The following is a 15585-nucleotide window of genomic DNA, read 5'->3' as shown; positions in this document are numbered from 1 at the left end:
AACCCTTCCTTTACGCCCCCTTCAAAGTGTGGGCCAAATCAAGCATTTCTTGTGCGTGATGTCTGGTTTTTTCCGTTACTTCCACACCGCCCAGCATCCGCGCCAACTCGCCGATTCGTTCTTGATGCACCAGTTCCGATACCGAAGTCGATGTGCGGTTATGCTTAACCTGCTTCCGAATTTCATAATGATGATCCGACATACAGGCCACCTGCGGCAAGTGAGTAATCGAGAATACCTGGCATTTTGCCGCGAGCGCAGACATCTTCTCCGCAATGGCTTGCGCCGCCCGGCCGCTTACGCCCGTATCCACCTCGTCGAAGATCAGTGTAGGGATCTGGTCGATCTCCGCAAATATGCTCTTGAGCGCAAGCATAATACGCGACATCTCGCCGCCTGAAGCTATCTTGCTAAGCGGCTTCAGCGGCTCGCCGGGATTGGTTGTCAGCATAAAGGCAGCTTCATCCATGCCTGTTGCGTTAAGCTTCACCTTGCTGTCCTCCGCGTCGTCAGCGGAACGTTCCAGATGCACCTGGAACTTCGCCGCTGGCATTTGAAGCTGCTTCAGCTCGCCCTCAATCGCATAAGACAATCGATCGGCCGCATGCTGGCGCAACTTGGACAATTCCTTCGCAAGCTTGACGGCCTGTGTGACATAAACTTGCTCCTGACTACGCAGCTCTTCCAGCAGTTCATCGCGGTTTTCGATCTTATCGCGCTCGATAATGGTTTGTTCCAAATAAGCCAATATATCAGGTATGGTCTCACCATATTTGCGTTTTAATCCGTTAATCATATCCAGCCGGTCCTCCACCATGGACAGCGCTTCCGGATCGGATTCAATGCCGTCACGGTAATCCCTAAGCTGGAAAGCCGCATCCTCTGCCTGGTAAAAGGCAGATTGAAGCTGCTCAAGCAGCGGATTCAGCACCGACGGATCATAGCTCTGGATATCGCTTAGCTTGGAGATAGCACGACTAAGCATATCGATTCCTTTGCCGCCATAGATAAGCGAATACGCCTCCGAAACGGCATCCATCCGTTTGCCTGCATATTGAAGCTTGCGGCGCTCCTCCTCTAATGCCTCATCCTCATTCGGCTTCAGCTTGGCGCTGGATATCTCCTCGATCTGGAACCGGTACAAGTCAAGCATCTGCACATTCTGTCTGGAGTGGTCCTCCACTTCGCGCAAAGCCTGACGCACACCGACCAATTCGCGATATACCGAGCTGTATTGCTCCTTGCGGTCAAGCAGCAGATCGCCTCCGAACAGATCAAGCCATTCCAGATGCTTCTCTGTGCGCAGGAGCGATTGATGCTCATGCTGCCCGTGAATATTGACCAAATGCTCGCCAATATCCCGGAGCATCGTAATAGTCACCAATTGCCCGTTGACCCGGCTGCTGCTCTTCCCGTGGGATGACAGCTCTCTGCGAATGACCAGCATCTCCTGCGGGTCGTATTGCACGCCCAACTGGTCCAGCTGCTTCCATACAGGATGCTGCGGAGAAAGATCGAACATGGCTTCCATCTCGGCTTTGTCGCAGCCGTACCGCACCATGTCCGCAGAGCCCCGTCCGCCCACAATCAAGCTCAGCGCGTCAATCAGTATAGACTTGCCAGCGCCTGTCTCGCCCGTCAACACATGGAATCCATGATGAAAGGCAACATGAACCTCTTCAATAACAGCCAAATTTCGAATCGATAACTCACGCAGCATGGTCGATATCCTCCCTGTATGGTTTGTTCCTAACTTAGTTCATAACAGCAAGCAGCTGTTCGACTATATACACGCTTTGTTCCTTCGTGCGGCAAATAATAAGTATCGTATCATCCCCGCAGATCGTGCCCATCACTTCCGGCCATTCCATATTGTCAATCAAACCGCCGATGGCATTCGCCGTACCCGGCAGACACTTCAGGACAACCAAATTGTCCGTATAATCGATATGGGTAAAATGGTCCAGCATGGCCCGTTTCAGCTTATGCACCGGATTCTGGCGCTGCTGCTCCATCGGCATTGAATACTTGTACCGGCCTTCGTTCAGCGGCACCTTAACAAGCATAAGCTCCTTGATATCTCTGGACACAGTTGCTTGTGTCACCTGCATGCCGGTTATGCGAAGCGCTTCTACAAGCTCCTCCTGCGTCTCAATTTCTTGATTGGTAATGATTTCTCTGATTTTGAATTGCCTCATACTCTTCATAAGTAACAGCAACCTCCGTCAATGTTAGTCGGCTATATCAAATGTAATTTTTCGAATTAGATTTTCCTTAGGATCCACATACAGCACTCCCGCGCAATCAGGCAGCAACAGCGCATACATCAGCAGCCTGTCCCTTAGCCCGCTTGCCGTCCAATCCATCGGCATGCGTTCGCGGGCTGTCTTCACGATATAAGTGAGATGATCCAGTTCCGCAACGTAGTCAATGTAAATTCTCGTTCCCTTACCAAGCGGCACATCGTCCAGCTCGACCGGAACGGGGATGACATGCTTGCCGGATACGACGCGGTAGCCGTTTCTCTCCAGCAGCTGCACATGCTCGTCATCGTCCTTGATTGCTCCGCCCTTGCCTAGCTTAACCTTGTTCATGGTAGCCGGGGCGTGCAGCCAGCGGTAAAAGGCCCCATATAACCAGATGGCTGCCAGCACTCCCGCTGCCGCCATAATCAGCCAATCGCCATACTTGTCCATCGTCGCCATACACCTCTTTGCATCGGTATCCATTTAGCGAACGTTTGTTTGGTATTAGTGTATCAAATAACTGGCATCCCTGTAAAGCAAAAAGATGCCCAAGCAGTTAACAACTGATCGGCATCCTTCCTGGCTGCATGTTATTTATTTGCTGATCTTGAATGTATCGTTCGCTTCCTTGACCAAATCTCTAAGCCTCGACGAATCAGGAATATCATGCTCCTGCTTGCCGTCCCAGATCCAGTAAGCCAGAAACTCAATATTGCCTTCGCCGCCCGTTATGGGGGAGAACGTCAAATCTTGCAGCTTGTAGCCGAGAGAAGCAGCTTGTCCAAGCACGGTCTCCAGCACTTCCAGATGAACCGCTGCATCCCGCACTACGCCCGACTTGCCGACCTTCTCCCGTCCAGCCTCGAATTGCGGCTTAATTAGCGCGACAATTTCCGCTCCTTCCGAAATCAGCGTCGCCAGAGTCGGCAGGATCAGCTTAAGCGATATGAAAGAAACGTCTATGCTCGCAAAAGTAGGCGGAGGACCTTCCAACTGCTCTGGCTGCAAATAGCGGAAATTGGTTTTCTCCATCACTTTGACCTGCTCATGGCTTCGCAGAGACCAGTCGAGCTGATTAGTCCCGACATCGATCGCATAAACATAAGCAGCGCCATGCTGCAGTGCGCAATCGGTAAACCCGCCGGTGGAAGCTCCGATATCGAGCATGACCCTATTCTTCATATCAAGCTCAAAGCTGCGTATAGCTTTCTCCAGCTTCAGCCCGCCGCGGCTGACATAAGGATGGATTGCGCCTTTTACCTTTATGTCAGCCGCTCGCGGCACCTTCATGCCGCTCTTGTCGACGGGTTCATTGTCTACAAGGACCAAACCCGCCATAAGCGCTTTTTTGGCTTTTTCCCTGCTGTCATAATAGCCTCGCTCCACGAGCAAGACATCTATCCGTTCTTTCCCTGTGTTCGTCATAGCTCTCCCTGACTTCTTAAGTCTGACCGGTCACACGTTTGATTCTGCGCGGAAGCATGGAACGCAGCTCCGCCGCAACATGCTCGGCAGTGAGTCCTACTTCTTCGCGTTGCTGCTGGATTGATCCGTGCTCAACAAATACATCCGGCACACCGATGATTTTGACCGGCACATCATAGATGCCGCGCAGCGAATAAAATTCCAGAACAGAGCTTCCGAATCCGCCTTGCTGCGAGCCTTCCTCCAGCACAAGCAATCGCTTGCCGGATTCCGCGAACGACAGCAGCATGCCCTCATCCAGCGGCTTGATGAATCTGGCATTGACGACACCTGCGTTAATGCCTTCGCGCTTCAGCAAGTCTGCAGCCTGCTCCGCAACCTCGATCATCGGACCTAGAGCCAATATCTCGAATGCGTCGCCCTCGCGAAGCGACTCCCAAGTTCCGATTGGAATCGGAGCAGGATCGGCGTCCAAAGGAACGCCTATTCCGTTAATACGCGGGTAACGCACCGCAATTGGACCTTTGTCGTATACAAATGCCGTCTTCATCATGCGTCTAAGCTCATTCTCATCCTTCGGCATCATGATGACCAGATTAGGCACATGGCGCAAGAATGCAATGTCATACACGCCTTGATGCGTCTCGCCGTCAGCGCCAACAAATCCCGCACGGTCGATAGCGAATACCACGTTCAGATTTTGGCGGCATATATCATGAACCACTTGGTCATACGCACGCTGCAGGAATGTCGAGTAGACGGCATACACCGGCTTAAGCCCTTCCAGCGCCATCGCCGCTGACAATGTAGCCGCATGCTGTTCCGCAATACCTACGTCAATCATCCGGTTCGGGAATTTCTCCGCAAACTCCATCAGTCCGGACCCGCCAGGCATCGCCGGAGTGATGGCGACGATCCGCTCATCCTCGCCCGCAAGCTGGATCAGCATATCGCCGAACACCTTCGTATACATAGGCGGCCCAACAGCCTTGACCATCTGGCCGGATTCAATCTTATACGGCGAAGCGCCGTGCCATTTGTGCGAATCCGCTTCAGCCGGCTTATAGCCTTTGCCTTTGACGGTGAGCACATGGACAAGCACCGGACCCGGCATAGAATCTGCCTGCTTCATAATTTCCAGCAATCCATGAATGTCATGGCCGTCTACCGGCCCCAAATAAGTCAAGCCGAATTGCTCGAACAAAATACCGCTGACAAGCAAATACTTCAAGCTGTCTTTGAACCGCTCGGCTGTCTTCGCCAGCTTGCCGCCTATGGCCGGAATTTTGTTCAACAACGTTTGGAGCTCGTCCTTGGCCTTCTGATAATGACGGTCTGTACGGATTTTGCCCAAATAGTGATGGAGCGCCCCTACATTGGGAGCGATCGACATCTCATTGTCGTTCAAGATAACCATCATGTTGCGCTTCTCATGACCAATATGGTTAAGCGCCTCAAGCGCCATACCGCCCGTTAACGCACCGTCTCCGATGACAGCAACAACGCGATTGGTGCCTCCTCTCAGATCGCGGCCAAGCGCCATGCCCATCGCTGCGGACAGCGAAGTGCTGCTATGGCCGGCTTCCCATACGTCATGCTCGCTCTCTGAGCGCTTGATAAAGCCGCACAGCCCCCTATATTTGCGGAGCGAGTCGAATTGCTCCTTGCGGCCGGTAATAATCTTATGGACGTAAGACTGGTGCCCAACGTCGAATATAAATTTATCTTCTGGACTATTGAACAAGTAATGCATAGCCAGAGTCAGCTCTACGACACCCAGATTCGGCGCCAGATGACCTCCGGTAACGGAAAGCTTCTCGATTAGAAATTGCCTGATTTCCTCGGCAAGCTGTTCCAATTGAGCAACTGTCAAAGCTTTCAAATCGTGAGGTCCGTTAATTTGATCCAGCAGCACGTTGTTTTCCTCGCTTTCGAAAACAGCAGTTAAGCCATTCATTGAACGTCAACATTTTAACTTAATTATAACATAATACACGATTTGAAACCCAATCAGACACTAATTCTCAATTTAGTGGTCCCGCTGCACCAGATAATCGGCAATCTGGAGCAATAAGGAAGGATTGGACAGACCGGCATTCGATACGGCAGATTTCGCTTCCTCGGTCAATCGGTCCACAAGCGCCTTGCTCTCTTGCATGCCGATCAGATAAGGATAAGTCACCTTCTGCTGGTTCACATCGCTATTCGTTTTTTTGCCCAGCTTGCTCTCATCGCCAATCAAATCCAAAATATCGTCTTGAATTTGGAATGCCAGCCCGATATTGCGGGCATAGAGCGTCAACTGTTCTAACTGGAACGGTGTTGCGCCCCCGATTCGAGCGCCAGACTTGACCGAGAAAATAACCAAATCGCTTGTTTTATGCAAATGTATATATTCCAGTTCCTTTACCGTGGTCATTCCCTGCTCGCCCTGCATATCTGCGACCTGGCCGCCGACCATGCCGGATGCGCCTGCCAGCAAAGAGAGGTCCTCCACAATGGCAAGCGCCGCTTCAAGCGGAACGCCTTGCCGGACAGACTGCGGGATTAGGCTGAACGCATGAGTGAGCAAAGCGTCCCCGGCCAGAATGGCCATCGCTTCACCGAACACCTTGTGATTCGTGAGCTTGCCCCGGCGGTAATCGTCATCGTCCATAGCTGGCAGATCGTCATGAATCAGCGAATAAGTATGTACATATTCGACTGCACAGGCGACCGGACGCGCTGCGGCGCGTGCCTCGGAGGAGCCTCGAATGGCTTCGGCAGCCGTCATCACAAGTGCAGGACGAATCCGTTTGCCGCCTGCCTCCAGGGAATACATCATGGCATCGCGAAGCGTTGCGGGAATATCCCACTCCCGGGGAAGAGAAGCTTGCAGAGCAGTCTCCACCTCAGATGCGCATTGCTTCAAATATTCTCGAATATCAACGCTAACGTTCAAGTTTATTCCCCTTTGTCTTCGTTTGCCGCTACAAACGTTTTTTTCTGAAAGCCTTGCTCCGTTTCTACCAAAAGCTCGATCTTGCTTTCTATCTGCTCCAGCTTGCCGCCGCACAGCTGCGACAGCCTCATGCCTTCCTGAAACAGATCAATAGCCGTCTCTAGCGGTACGTCGCCGCTCTCTAGCCTCGCCACAATGCCTTCCAATTTCACCATTGCTTCCTCAAAGGTTAGCTCTTCCTGCTTCTCAGCTTTCACTACTTTCGCCTCCTTCAACCGCTTCCACCCGGCACATAAGTCGGCCGTTCATTAATCTCACCTGCACGGCATCACCGCTTTTGGTCTCGCTCACCGATTTGATCAGCCTTCCCGAATCGTGGTCGTAAACCAAGCTGTAGCCCCTTGCCATTACCTTAAGCGGACTTAAGGCATCCAACTGGCCGATCGCGCCATTCAGCCGCAAGCGGTGTTCCTTCAGTATTGAGCCGACCGACATCTCCAGCCCTCTCGTAACGGAAGCCAACCGCTTGGCGGATTGCTGAAGAGCGGATCCCGGATGACGAGCCCCCAGCTTCGCTTGGAGCTGGGACAATCTGGCGTCCTCCTTGGACAGACGCTTAAGCATGCGCTGCTCCAGCTGTTCCTTCAGACGGTCCAGCCGCTGCGCTTGATCCAGCATATACCGGCGCGGATGCAGGAAGAAAGGCGAGCGCCTGATGCGGGCCAGCCGTTCCTTCTCCGCTGTTACGCTTCTGTTCATCGCGCCAACGAGACGCTGGTTCAGCCGCTCGCGCTGCTGCTTAAGCTCCGCGATATGCGGTACAGCAAGCTCGGCTGCAGCCGTTGGCGTCGCCGCTCGAATATCTGCAACAAAATCAGCAATCGTAAAGTCCGTCTCATGGCCTACTGCGCTAATGACCGGAATAGCCGATCCCGCAATCGCCCGGGCGACCGATTCTTCGTTGAACGCCCACAGTTCTTCCAAGGAGCCGCCGCCCCGGCCAACAATTAATACGTCGCAATCGCCAAAACGATTCATTGCTTCGATCGCGCCGACAATTGAAGGGGCTGCGCCTTTGCCTTGCACCAATACGGGATACACATAGACGGGTATAAACGGATATCTTCGCTGAATTGTCGTAATGATATCCCTGACGGCAGCGCCTGTCGGGGATGTAATGACACCAATCGCCTTGGGATAGGGAGGGAGTGCCCGCTTGCGGGCGCTCAAAAACAGCCCTTCGCTATCCAGCTTGCCCTTCAATTGCTCAAAGGCCAGATACAAGCTGCCAATCCCGTCAGGCTGCATCGCCATTACATAAAATTGATAGTTGCCGTCTCGTTCATAGACGGATATATTGCCGCGCGCCATTACCTTCGCGCCTTCCTTCGGCCTGAACGGAAGACGCGCGTTATGAGAGGCAAACATGACGCATTTCAGGCGGCTGTCGCTATCTTTAAGTGTGAAATACATATGTCCGCTGGAGTGGTGGGTGAAATTCGAAATCTCGCCTCGCAGCCAGACATCGCCAAGCACCAAATCCGTCTCCAGCTTCATGCGGATATATTTGTTAATTTCCTTTATGGAATAAACTTTGGGTTCCTTCCCCATCGTCTACACCTCGATTCCGTTAACCTTTTTTGCAGCGGCAATCGTATTTTTCATCAGCATCGTTATCGTCATTGGACCTACGCCGCCTGGAACTGGCGTGATGTATCCAGCTGCGTCAAGGCAGTCTTCATAATCTACGTCTCCAGCCAGCTTGCCGTCAGGAAGACGGTTGATTCCGACATCAATAACGACCGCGCCGGGCTTTACATAACGACTGCCGATCGCCTTTGCCTTGCCGATTGCGACGACCAGGATATCGGCTTGCTTCGCGAGTTCCTCCATGTTAGCCGTTCTGGAGTGGCAAATGGTAACGGTAGCATTCTCGCGAAGCAACAGCATCGCGACCGGCTTGCCTACGATATTGCTGCGGCCGATAACCACGGCATGTTTGCCTGCAATTTCGACTCCGCTGCGCTTGATCAGCTCAATTACGCCTGCTGGCGTGCAAGGCAGCAAGCTGTCGTCGCCAATCGTCAGATTGCCCACGCTCTCCGGATGGAAGCCGTCTACATCCTTCTCTACGCTGATTGCGTCGATAATCGCTTTTTCATTTATATGTTTGGGAAGAGGCAATTGCACCAGAATGCCGTTAATCGACGCTTGTCCATTCAGACGGTCGATCAGGGTGAGCAGCTCTTCCTCCGATGTATCCGTTGACAGGCGATGCACCTCGGAGTAGATGCCGAGCTGCTGACAAGCTTTTTCCTTGGAGCCGACATATACCTTGGAAGCCGGATCGTCGCCTACGAGAACAACCGCAAGCCCTGGGATGACATTCTTGTCCTTCAGAGCTGCCACTTCTTCTATCATTTCTACCCGCATCTGATCCGAAACTTTTTTACCTTCAATAATTTGAGCGCTCATGATTGTAATCGTCCCCTTCATCTTTATCGTGTCTGATAGAATGAATTGCGCAAATGCCGCAGGCCTCTCCCATGCCTTAAGCTTCTCTGGCCGTCTATGCTTTCAACTCGTCGATCTCTTGCAGCAGCTTGCCTAATACGCCGTTGACGAACTTGCCCGATTCATCGGTGCCAAAATGCTTCGCAAGCTCAATCGCTTCGTTAATTGCCGCTTTCGGCGGAACGTCGTCGCGGAATACCATCTCATAACAAGCCAAACGCAGCACTTGGCGGTCTACTCTGGACAGCCTGTCCACCTGCCAGCCTGTCAAAAATTGCTGCAGCATGCCGTCAATCGCTTGCTTGCGTTCCAGCACGCCATATACCAGCTCGCGGGCGAAATCGTCCGTGCTTCCTGCTTCCTTCGGATCCGCTCCCAGCTCATTGTCCTGACGGAGCTCTTCCATCAGCATATCGACCGCTTCTGCCGCCGTCACTTCGTTCATTTCCATTTGATATAAGCTCGACACCGCAATTTCCCTTGCTAACCTACGTTTCATGTGACCTCCACATCCGTTCATGCCAAAATATAGTGTGCATTGAGAAAACCTCTATCGAGGCCTTTCGTGATGAGCGACCGCGCATAAAGGCGGGTTTTCTCGCCAAATAGAATTTATTAATCCGCTAACCTCGGATCCCATATACCAAATTCTATTGTGGAAAAAAACTATGATCTCCTCCCTGCCCCGAATTAGCGGCTGTCCGAAATCCGGAATACGGAGGAGACCACAGAATTAACGAAACGGGCGGAATCGCTCCAGCAGCGCGTACCATATTCGCTGCCAAGGAATAACCGGACCGTCCGAAAGCTCTTTCTGCTTGCCAAACCAAAAGCCGATGCCAACAAGCAGTGCTACAAAAAGCATATCCCAAAAACCGAATGCTAAATAAATAATACCGAAAAACAAACCGACTGCCGCGCCGATCAAACGTTTCCAGTAGATTCCCCAAAAATCCCTCCACATCGGTACGTCACCTCTATTCTACGCGGCTCTTGAATGTATTCGCTTGTATTACATTAGCGACAAACACGGCGACATTAATAACTGGAATCCCCGTAATGTCTTCAATATGAGTCTTAACTGCGCGCTGAATCTCTTCCGTCAATGTCGGAATAGAATGCTCGCCGTCGACCACTGCTCTGAGCACAATTTCAAGCCCGGCATCCGAAGCGCGTACGCGCGCACGCAAATCTTTGACCCCGCGCTGCTTGGAAGCTGCCTTCAGAGACAAATTCTCAATCGTCTCGATCGAGATGCGAATATCGCCGAATTCCGTTCTTTGATCAATGGACTGCGTGGAAGCGGAGCCTCTCGACAGCGATACAAAGAAAAAGCGCAGGCTAAGCAGAAACAGTACTACGCCGATTACGCCAACGGTAATGGCAACGGAGTCGTACCGGTAGAAATCAGTCAATATATCCGACAGCATCTCGCGAGAAATCCAGCCGAAGGCGACGCTCGCCAGAAATACGGACACGGCTCCGATAACGATGCTGTACAAAAACAATAGTAGCTTGTCCACAACTTTTATCAAGTCAGCCATACCTCCCGGGGAACCGAATGAAAACCCCCTTGCGCCGAGCGGCATGCCCAATCACGAGGGGGTTGTACACATTAAAGCATGATATGTTCTTTATTTAACGCGCAGCTGGGAATCGTCGTCATCCAACTTCTCTGCTGGCTTGAAATAAACGTCATGAATATGGACGTTCACTTCTACGACATGAAGACCAGTCATCATTTCAATGGATCGCTTCACGTTTTGTTGAATACGGGATGCAATCTCCGGAATTTTGTTGCCGTATTGAATAATGATAGACACATCTACAGCCGCTTCTCTCTGACCGACTTCGACCTTGACGCCTTTGGATAAGTTCTTGCGACCGAGCAGCTCTGCGATACCGCCAGCGAACCCGCCGCTCATTCCTGCCACGCCTTCCACTTCAACCGTCGCCAGACCAGCAATAACCTCAATGACTTCAGGTGCAATCTGAATCGTACCGATTTCTGTTTTCTCAAATTCAGCTATCGTACTCATGTTCGTTGTACACCTCCCTAATGTCGCGTAGCCAGGCCCCATGGCCAAGCTGTGATCCGCATCTTATTTCTATACTATAACATTCAGCCTGATTTATGACAAACGATTTGGACGCCTTTACTTCTGGCCCGCAACCGCTGCCGGAGCGTTAATATCATGCTCCTCCAGGAACTTGATATCGAAGTCGCCTTTGACAAATGTCGGGTGATTCAGCAGCTTCAGATGGAACGGAATCGTCGTCCGGATACCCTCAATCGCAAATTCGGATAGAGCCCTCTTCATGCGCGCAATCGCTTCTTCGCGTGTCGAGCCCCATACAATCAGCTTCGCGATCATGGAATCATAGTGAGGAGAAATGGTATATCCCGGATAAACGGCGCTATCGATCCGTACGCCTGCTCCGCCCGGCGGCAAGTAGAACGGAATGTTCCCGGCCGATGGCATGAAGTTGCGCTCGGAATCTTCTGCATTGATGCGGCATTCAATCGCCCAACCATTGATGCTCAGGTCCTCTTGCTTGAACGACAGCGGATTGCCTTCCGCCACGCTGATCATCTCTTTAATCAAATCAACATTTGTGATCATCTCCGTTACCGGATGCTCAACCTGAATACGAGTATTCATCTCCATAAAGTAGAAGTTGCCGTCAGGACCAAGCAGGAACTCCAGTGTGCCGGCTCCCGAATATTGAACCGCAAGGGCAGCGCGGACAGCCGCTTGTCCCATCGCATCGCGAAGCTCAGGCGAAAGAATCGGACATGGCGCTTCTTCGACCAGCTTCTGGCGTCTGCGCTGAACGGAGCAATCCCGCTCGAACAGATGCACGGCGTTGCCATGCTTGTCCGCCATAATCTGAATCTCGACATGCTTCATGCCAGTCAAATATTTCTCCAGATAAACGCCAGCGTTGCCGAAGGCCTTCTGGGCTTCCTGCTGCGCGGTCGTAATCTGGCTAATTAGCGAATCCTCGTCTTCGGCAATGCGGATACCTTTGCCGCCGCCGCCTGCAGTCGCTTTGATGATGACCGGATAGCCGATCTCGCGGGCAACCAAGATTGCTTCCTCCATGCTTTCGATCAAGCCGTCGGAACCAGGGATAATCGGCACGTTGGCCGACTTCATGGTTGACTTGGCCACCGCCTTGTCGCCCATCTTGCTGATCGCTTCAGGAGAAGGCCCGATAAAGGTAATGTTGCACGATTCGCAGATCTCCGCGAAGTCGGCATTCTCGGCCAGGAAACCGTAGCCGGGATGAATCGCATCGCATTCTGTAATCGTCGCGACGCTCATAATGTTCGTCAAGTTCAAATAGCTATCCTTCGATGGAGTTGGTCCGATGCAATAAGCCTCGTCCGCAAGACGGACATGAAGCGAATCGCGGTCAGCCTCCGAATATACCGCTACCGTGCTGATGCCCAGCTCACGGCAGGCGCGAATGATCCGTACCGCGATCTCTCCGCGGTTCGCGATTAATATTTTTTGGAATTTCACGTAGGAACCCCTTTCAGACGTCAGTTACCCTTCATGGGCATTCGTTAGTCCGCTTTCACCAGGAACAGCGGCTGGCCATACTCCACCAACTGACCGTTGGAAACCAAAACCTCCACGATCTCGCCATTCACTTCGGCTTCCAGTTCGTTCATCAGCTTCATCGCTTCAAGAATACATACGACCGACTTCTCATTGACGCGGTCGCCTGCTTTCACGAATGCATCAGCATCCGGAGACGGCGCGCTGTAGAATGTGCCGACCATCGGCGATACGATTTGGTGAAGATCCGCTGCAGGCGCTTTGGCTGGTGCGGATTCCGCAGCGACCGGCTGTGCACTAGCCTGAACTGCATGCTGCGGCGGAGCTGCAGCTACGATAGGCTGTGAATATGTATGCGTAATTGGAGCCGCTTGCACATTCACCACTTCAGTTTTTCCTGGTTTACGGATGTGCAGACGTGCGCCTTCGTTTTCAATTTCCAGCTCCTGAACGGATGTTTGATCGACCAGCTTGATCAATTCTTTAATCTCGCTCAACTTGAACATGAACGTAATCACTCCTCTTCTTCACATAACGTAAAGTATTATACCATAAAAAGGCGCGAACACGAATCATTTTTTGGACAAGCTGATTTTGCCCTCTTCTGATCGAAAAAACCCCGTTCGCCTTCGGCATTAGCCGAAGGCGAACGGAGCTTGCTGCCTGGCTGCCGCGCCGCAGTTATGGCTCCGGCACATACTGCACAGATACTTGGTTCGGACTTACTTCCATCACGGTCATAACCTGATCGATAATGCCGGCCGCTTCCTTCTTCTCAAGCTTCTCGCTGGTGACGACAACTTTGTAGCGGTCATTCTCTTCAGCTACGACCGCAATATCATATTGCTTCATCAATTCAGATTCAAGCGCAGTAATGCGCGAGTTCTTCTCTTCCAGCTGATCAAGCTGGGCCGATGCTGCTGCGGAGTCTTCCGGCTTGACGCTGACGTCTGCCAATACCGTCCAAATACGGTTTTCTTCTTCAGAATATTTCTGTTCCCGCTTCGTCAGCAATTCGCTGAAGAAGCTTCCTTGCGCATATCCCTCGCGCTCCAGCTGCTCAAGAATCTTCTTGTTAGCCAAGCTGATCGCATCAGAGTCGCCTTGCTGCACTTCATCTACTACGATCTGGCCGTCGCTGCCGACCACTTCCGTTACATTATCAACCGGCTTCTCCGACGAGAGCTTGTCGGCGTCATTCAAATCTTGCGTGAACAGGTAATACGCAGAGAGCACCACCATCAGGCTGAGCATCGATACAAGCCAAATCGTTTGTCTTTTGGTATTCATTAATGATTCCTCCTAAAAGTTTTGTGGTTATATTCAGCGATTAGCTGAATGGGGCAAAACTTGCTTCGTAAGCGTAGGCTTAGTTTTGTGGTTATATTCAGCGATTAGCTGAATGGAGCAAAACTGGCTTCGTAAGCATGAATGAATTGATTTAATACAAGTCCCATTGCCCTTACTGCTTGCTCGGCACGACCGAGATGCGGTTGACCGGAACGCTTAGCCCCTTCTCAACCGCGCTCATTATGAGGCGTCTGACCGTTGCGTTTTCGGCTCCCTTAGCTACAATGAGTACACCTCGTATGCGGGGATTGATCGTTTTGGTAATGATCGGTTTTTGCTCACCGGATACTTCATACAAGACGACCTGGCCATCCTTGCTGATCGACGTAATATGCCTCACCCCCCCGTTCCGATCATTCTCATCGGTAATAGACTGGCTCTCTGTCCTGTTCCTCTCGACCACAATCTCTTCTGTAGAGTCGACTGTAATCATCACATCCACGGACCCGACCCCTACAATCTTCTCCAATATTTCTTTGAGCCGAGTCTCCAGCGTGCCTTCGATCAGTTCAAAGGGAGAGCCCGGAGCGGCGCCTCGGTTCCATGCTTCCGAGGCTTCGGGCGGAGGGTTCGGATCCTGGGCGGACGGCGCGATATCCTTGAAGGGCAGAAAAGAATTAAACAGCATCAGCGCTGCCCCGATCCCGCCAATAATAAGCAAGATCCTAAGCGTGCGCACCCGCTTCGGGCCGCCAGGCCCGCCGCCGACTGCCGATTCCAATCCTTCCAGCCATTTCGCCATTTCGGCTCCCCCTTTCTCTGGCTAATCCATTCCGTTGCCAGCCGAGTTGCCGCTTGCCCGTATGCGCACATCAACTCTTTCAGCTTGTACGCCCCAGCCTCGGGCAAGCACGCTCTGTACGGCGCTCATCTCCCTTTTGCTAGGCGGGGCAAACCCGATAGGCTCGGGAGAGTTGGCATTTGTCCCCTTCTCTCCGGCACCCACGGAGATATCAACAGGAGCGACGGCTTCGATCTCGATCGGCTTATGACCTTTATCAGGCTCTGCGCCTGCTTGCTCAGCTTTTCTTTTCAGCGTTACCTTCACAGCTGCGATCTCCGGCGCTTCATTCTCCTTGGCCTGGTTTTTCCAAGCAAGCGTAACGACCACTTTCTCCACTGCAGCACCCGTTTCGTTAGAGATGGCTTTCTCCATCGATTCCTCCAGAGTCGCAGCCATCAGGCGGGCGGCTTCTTCATTGCGCATGGCTTGTATATCTTCTGCCCGGCGCTGAATCTCCTCCAGGCTCGGCATCTGCACCTGCTTGCTCATGGACCTCTCATTCCAAAGCTCCATTCCGGCATCCAGCCTGTTCGTCATATCTGTCTGAAACAACCGCAAGATCGGCGACAGAATCGTCAGCAGAATAAACAACCCCACAACCAGTCTGGCATACCGTTGCATCGCTTTATTAGGAAGCAGCAGCTCCACGAGAACGGCTAGCAAAATGACCGCTATAATATCCCTCAGCCAGTCGCTCAACCAACCGATCACATTTAGCTCACCTCCTAAAAAGTTTTGCGAAGCAAAACTTACTTC

At 52.1% G+C, this 15585-nt stretch carries 18 protein-coding genes; all 18 read right to left on the bottom strand.

The genetic code is table 11. From position 1 onward, the window contains the following. Positions 1-10 precede the first annotated feature (10 nt). On the bottom strand, positions 11-1720 hold the full coding sequence (gene recN / locus D3P09_RS20090) for a DNA repair protein RecN (protein WP_120113161.1): 1710 nt from the start codon (positions 1718-1720) through the stop codon (positions 11-13). A gap of 34 nt (positions 1721-1754) precedes the next feature. Then, positions 1755-2207, bottom strand: a complete 453-nt coding sequence (gene ahrC, locus D3P09_RS20085) for a transcriptional regulator AhrC/ArgR (protein ID WP_120113160.1) — start codon at positions 2205-2207, stop codon at positions 1755-1757. A 24-nt stretch (positions 2208-2231) separates the two neighbouring features. Further along, a complete protein-coding gene (locus tag D3P09_RS20080) occupies positions 2232-2696 on the bottom strand; it encodes a hypothetical protein (RefSeq protein ID WP_120113365.1) in 465 nt (154 codons plus the stop codon). 144 nt (positions 2697-2840) lie between these two features. After that, positions 2841-3671 (bottom strand): TlyA family RNA methyltransferase, encoded by an 831-nt coding sequence (locus D3P09_RS20075; RefSeq protein WP_120113159.1) that lies wholly within the window; start codon positions 3669-3671, stop codon positions 2841-2843. Between the two features lie 16 nt (positions 3672-3687). Continuing rightward, positions 3688-5586 carry a 1-deoxy-D-xylulose-5-phosphate synthase gene (gene dxs, locus D3P09_RS20070; RefSeq protein WP_120113364.1) on the bottom strand — a complete coding sequence of 633 codons (1899 nt, stop codon included), beginning with the start codon at positions 5584-5586 and terminating at the stop codon, positions 3688-3690. A 114-nt stretch (positions 5587-5700) separates the two neighbouring features. Further along, positions 5701-6612: a polyprenyl synthetase family protein gene (locus D3P09_RS20065; RefSeq protein ID WP_424452457.1), complete on the bottom strand. Its 912-nt coding sequence runs from the start codon at positions 6610-6612 to the stop codon at positions 5701-5703. Positions 6613-6614: 2 nt separating this feature from the next. Next, complete coding sequence (gene xseB / locus D3P09_RS20060) at positions 6615-6869, bottom strand: exodeoxyribonuclease VII small subunit (protein WP_279387135.1); 255 nt, start codon at positions 6867-6869, stop codon at positions 6615-6617. Next, positions 6859-8223: an exodeoxyribonuclease VII large subunit gene (gene xseA, locus D3P09_RS20055; RefSeq protein WP_120113158.1), complete on the bottom strand. Its 1365-nt coding sequence runs from the start codon at positions 8221-8223 to the stop codon at positions 6859-6861. The genes xseB and xseA overlap by 11 nt, the downstream gene beginning before the upstream one ends. 3 nt (positions 8224-8226) lie before the next feature. Then, a complete protein-coding gene (gene folD, locus D3P09_RS20050) occupies positions 8227-9087 on the bottom strand; it encodes a bifunctional methylenetetrahydrofolate dehydrogenase/methenyltetrahydrofolate cyclohydrolase FolD (RefSeq protein ID WP_120113157.1) in 861 nt (286 codons plus the stop codon). 94 nt (positions 9088-9181) lie between these two features. Then, positions 9182-9625 (bottom strand): transcription antitermination factor NusB, encoded by a 444-nt coding sequence (gene nusB / locus D3P09_RS20045; RefSeq protein WP_120113156.1) that lies wholly within the window; start codon positions 9623-9625, stop codon positions 9182-9184. A gap of 234 nt (positions 9626-9859) precedes the next feature. Beyond that, entirely contained in the window at positions 9860-10090 is a 231-nt protein-coding gene (locus D3P09_RS20040; RefSeq protein ID WP_120113155.1) for a DUF2273 domain-containing protein, read from the bottom strand. Between the two features lie 13 nt (positions 10091-10103). Further along, a complete protein-coding gene (gene amaP, locus D3P09_RS20035) occupies positions 10104-10661 on the bottom strand; it encodes an alkaline shock response membrane anchor protein AmaP (protein WP_120113361.1) in 558 nt (185 codons plus the stop codon). Positions 10662-10760: 99 nt separating this feature from the next. Then, entirely contained in the window at positions 10761-11165 is a 405-nt protein-coding gene (locus D3P09_RS20030; protein WP_120113154.1) for an Asp23/Gls24 family envelope stress response protein, read from the bottom strand. 117 nt (positions 11166-11282) lie between these two features. After that, positions 11283-12656: an acetyl-CoA carboxylase biotin carboxylase subunit gene (accC, locus tag D3P09_RS20025; RefSeq protein WP_120113153.1), complete on the bottom strand. Its 1374-nt coding sequence runs from the start codon at positions 12654-12656 to the stop codon at positions 11283-11285. Positions 12657-12700: 44 nt separating this feature from the next. Continuing rightward, complete coding sequence (gene accB / locus D3P09_RS20020) at positions 12701-13201, bottom strand: acetyl-CoA carboxylase biotin carboxyl carrier protein (RefSeq protein WP_120113152.1); 501 nt, start codon at positions 13199-13201, stop codon at positions 12701-12703. A gap of 175 nt (positions 13202-13376) precedes the next feature. Further along, positions 13377-13985 carry a SpoIIIAH-like family protein gene (locus tag D3P09_RS27930; RefSeq protein WP_207892524.1) on the bottom strand — a complete coding sequence of 203 codons (609 nt, stop codon included), beginning with the start codon at positions 13983-13985 and terminating at the stop codon, positions 13377-13379. 172 nt (positions 13986-14157) lie between these two features. Beyond that, a complete protein-coding gene (spoIIIAG, locus tag D3P09_RS20010; RefSeq protein WP_120113151.1) occupies positions 14158-14787 on the bottom strand; it encodes a stage III sporulation protein AG in 630 nt (209 codons plus the stop codon). A 21-nt stretch (positions 14788-14808) separates the two neighbouring features. Then, entirely contained in the window at positions 14809-15540 is a 732-nt protein-coding gene (spoIIIAF, locus tag D3P09_RS20005) for a stage III sporulation protein AF (RefSeq protein ID WP_120113150.1), read from the bottom strand. Positions 15541-15585: the final 45 nt, after the last annotated feature.

Origin of the sequence: Paenibacillus pinisoli, from assembly GCF_003605435.1 — a bacterium.
GTDB lineage: Bacteria > Bacillota > Bacilli > Paenibacillales > Paenibacillaceae > Pristimantibacillus > Pristimantibacillus pinisoli.
The sequence above is the reverse complement of the archived record's forward strand: the minus strand, read 5'-3'. Positions and strand labels throughout refer to the sequence as shown.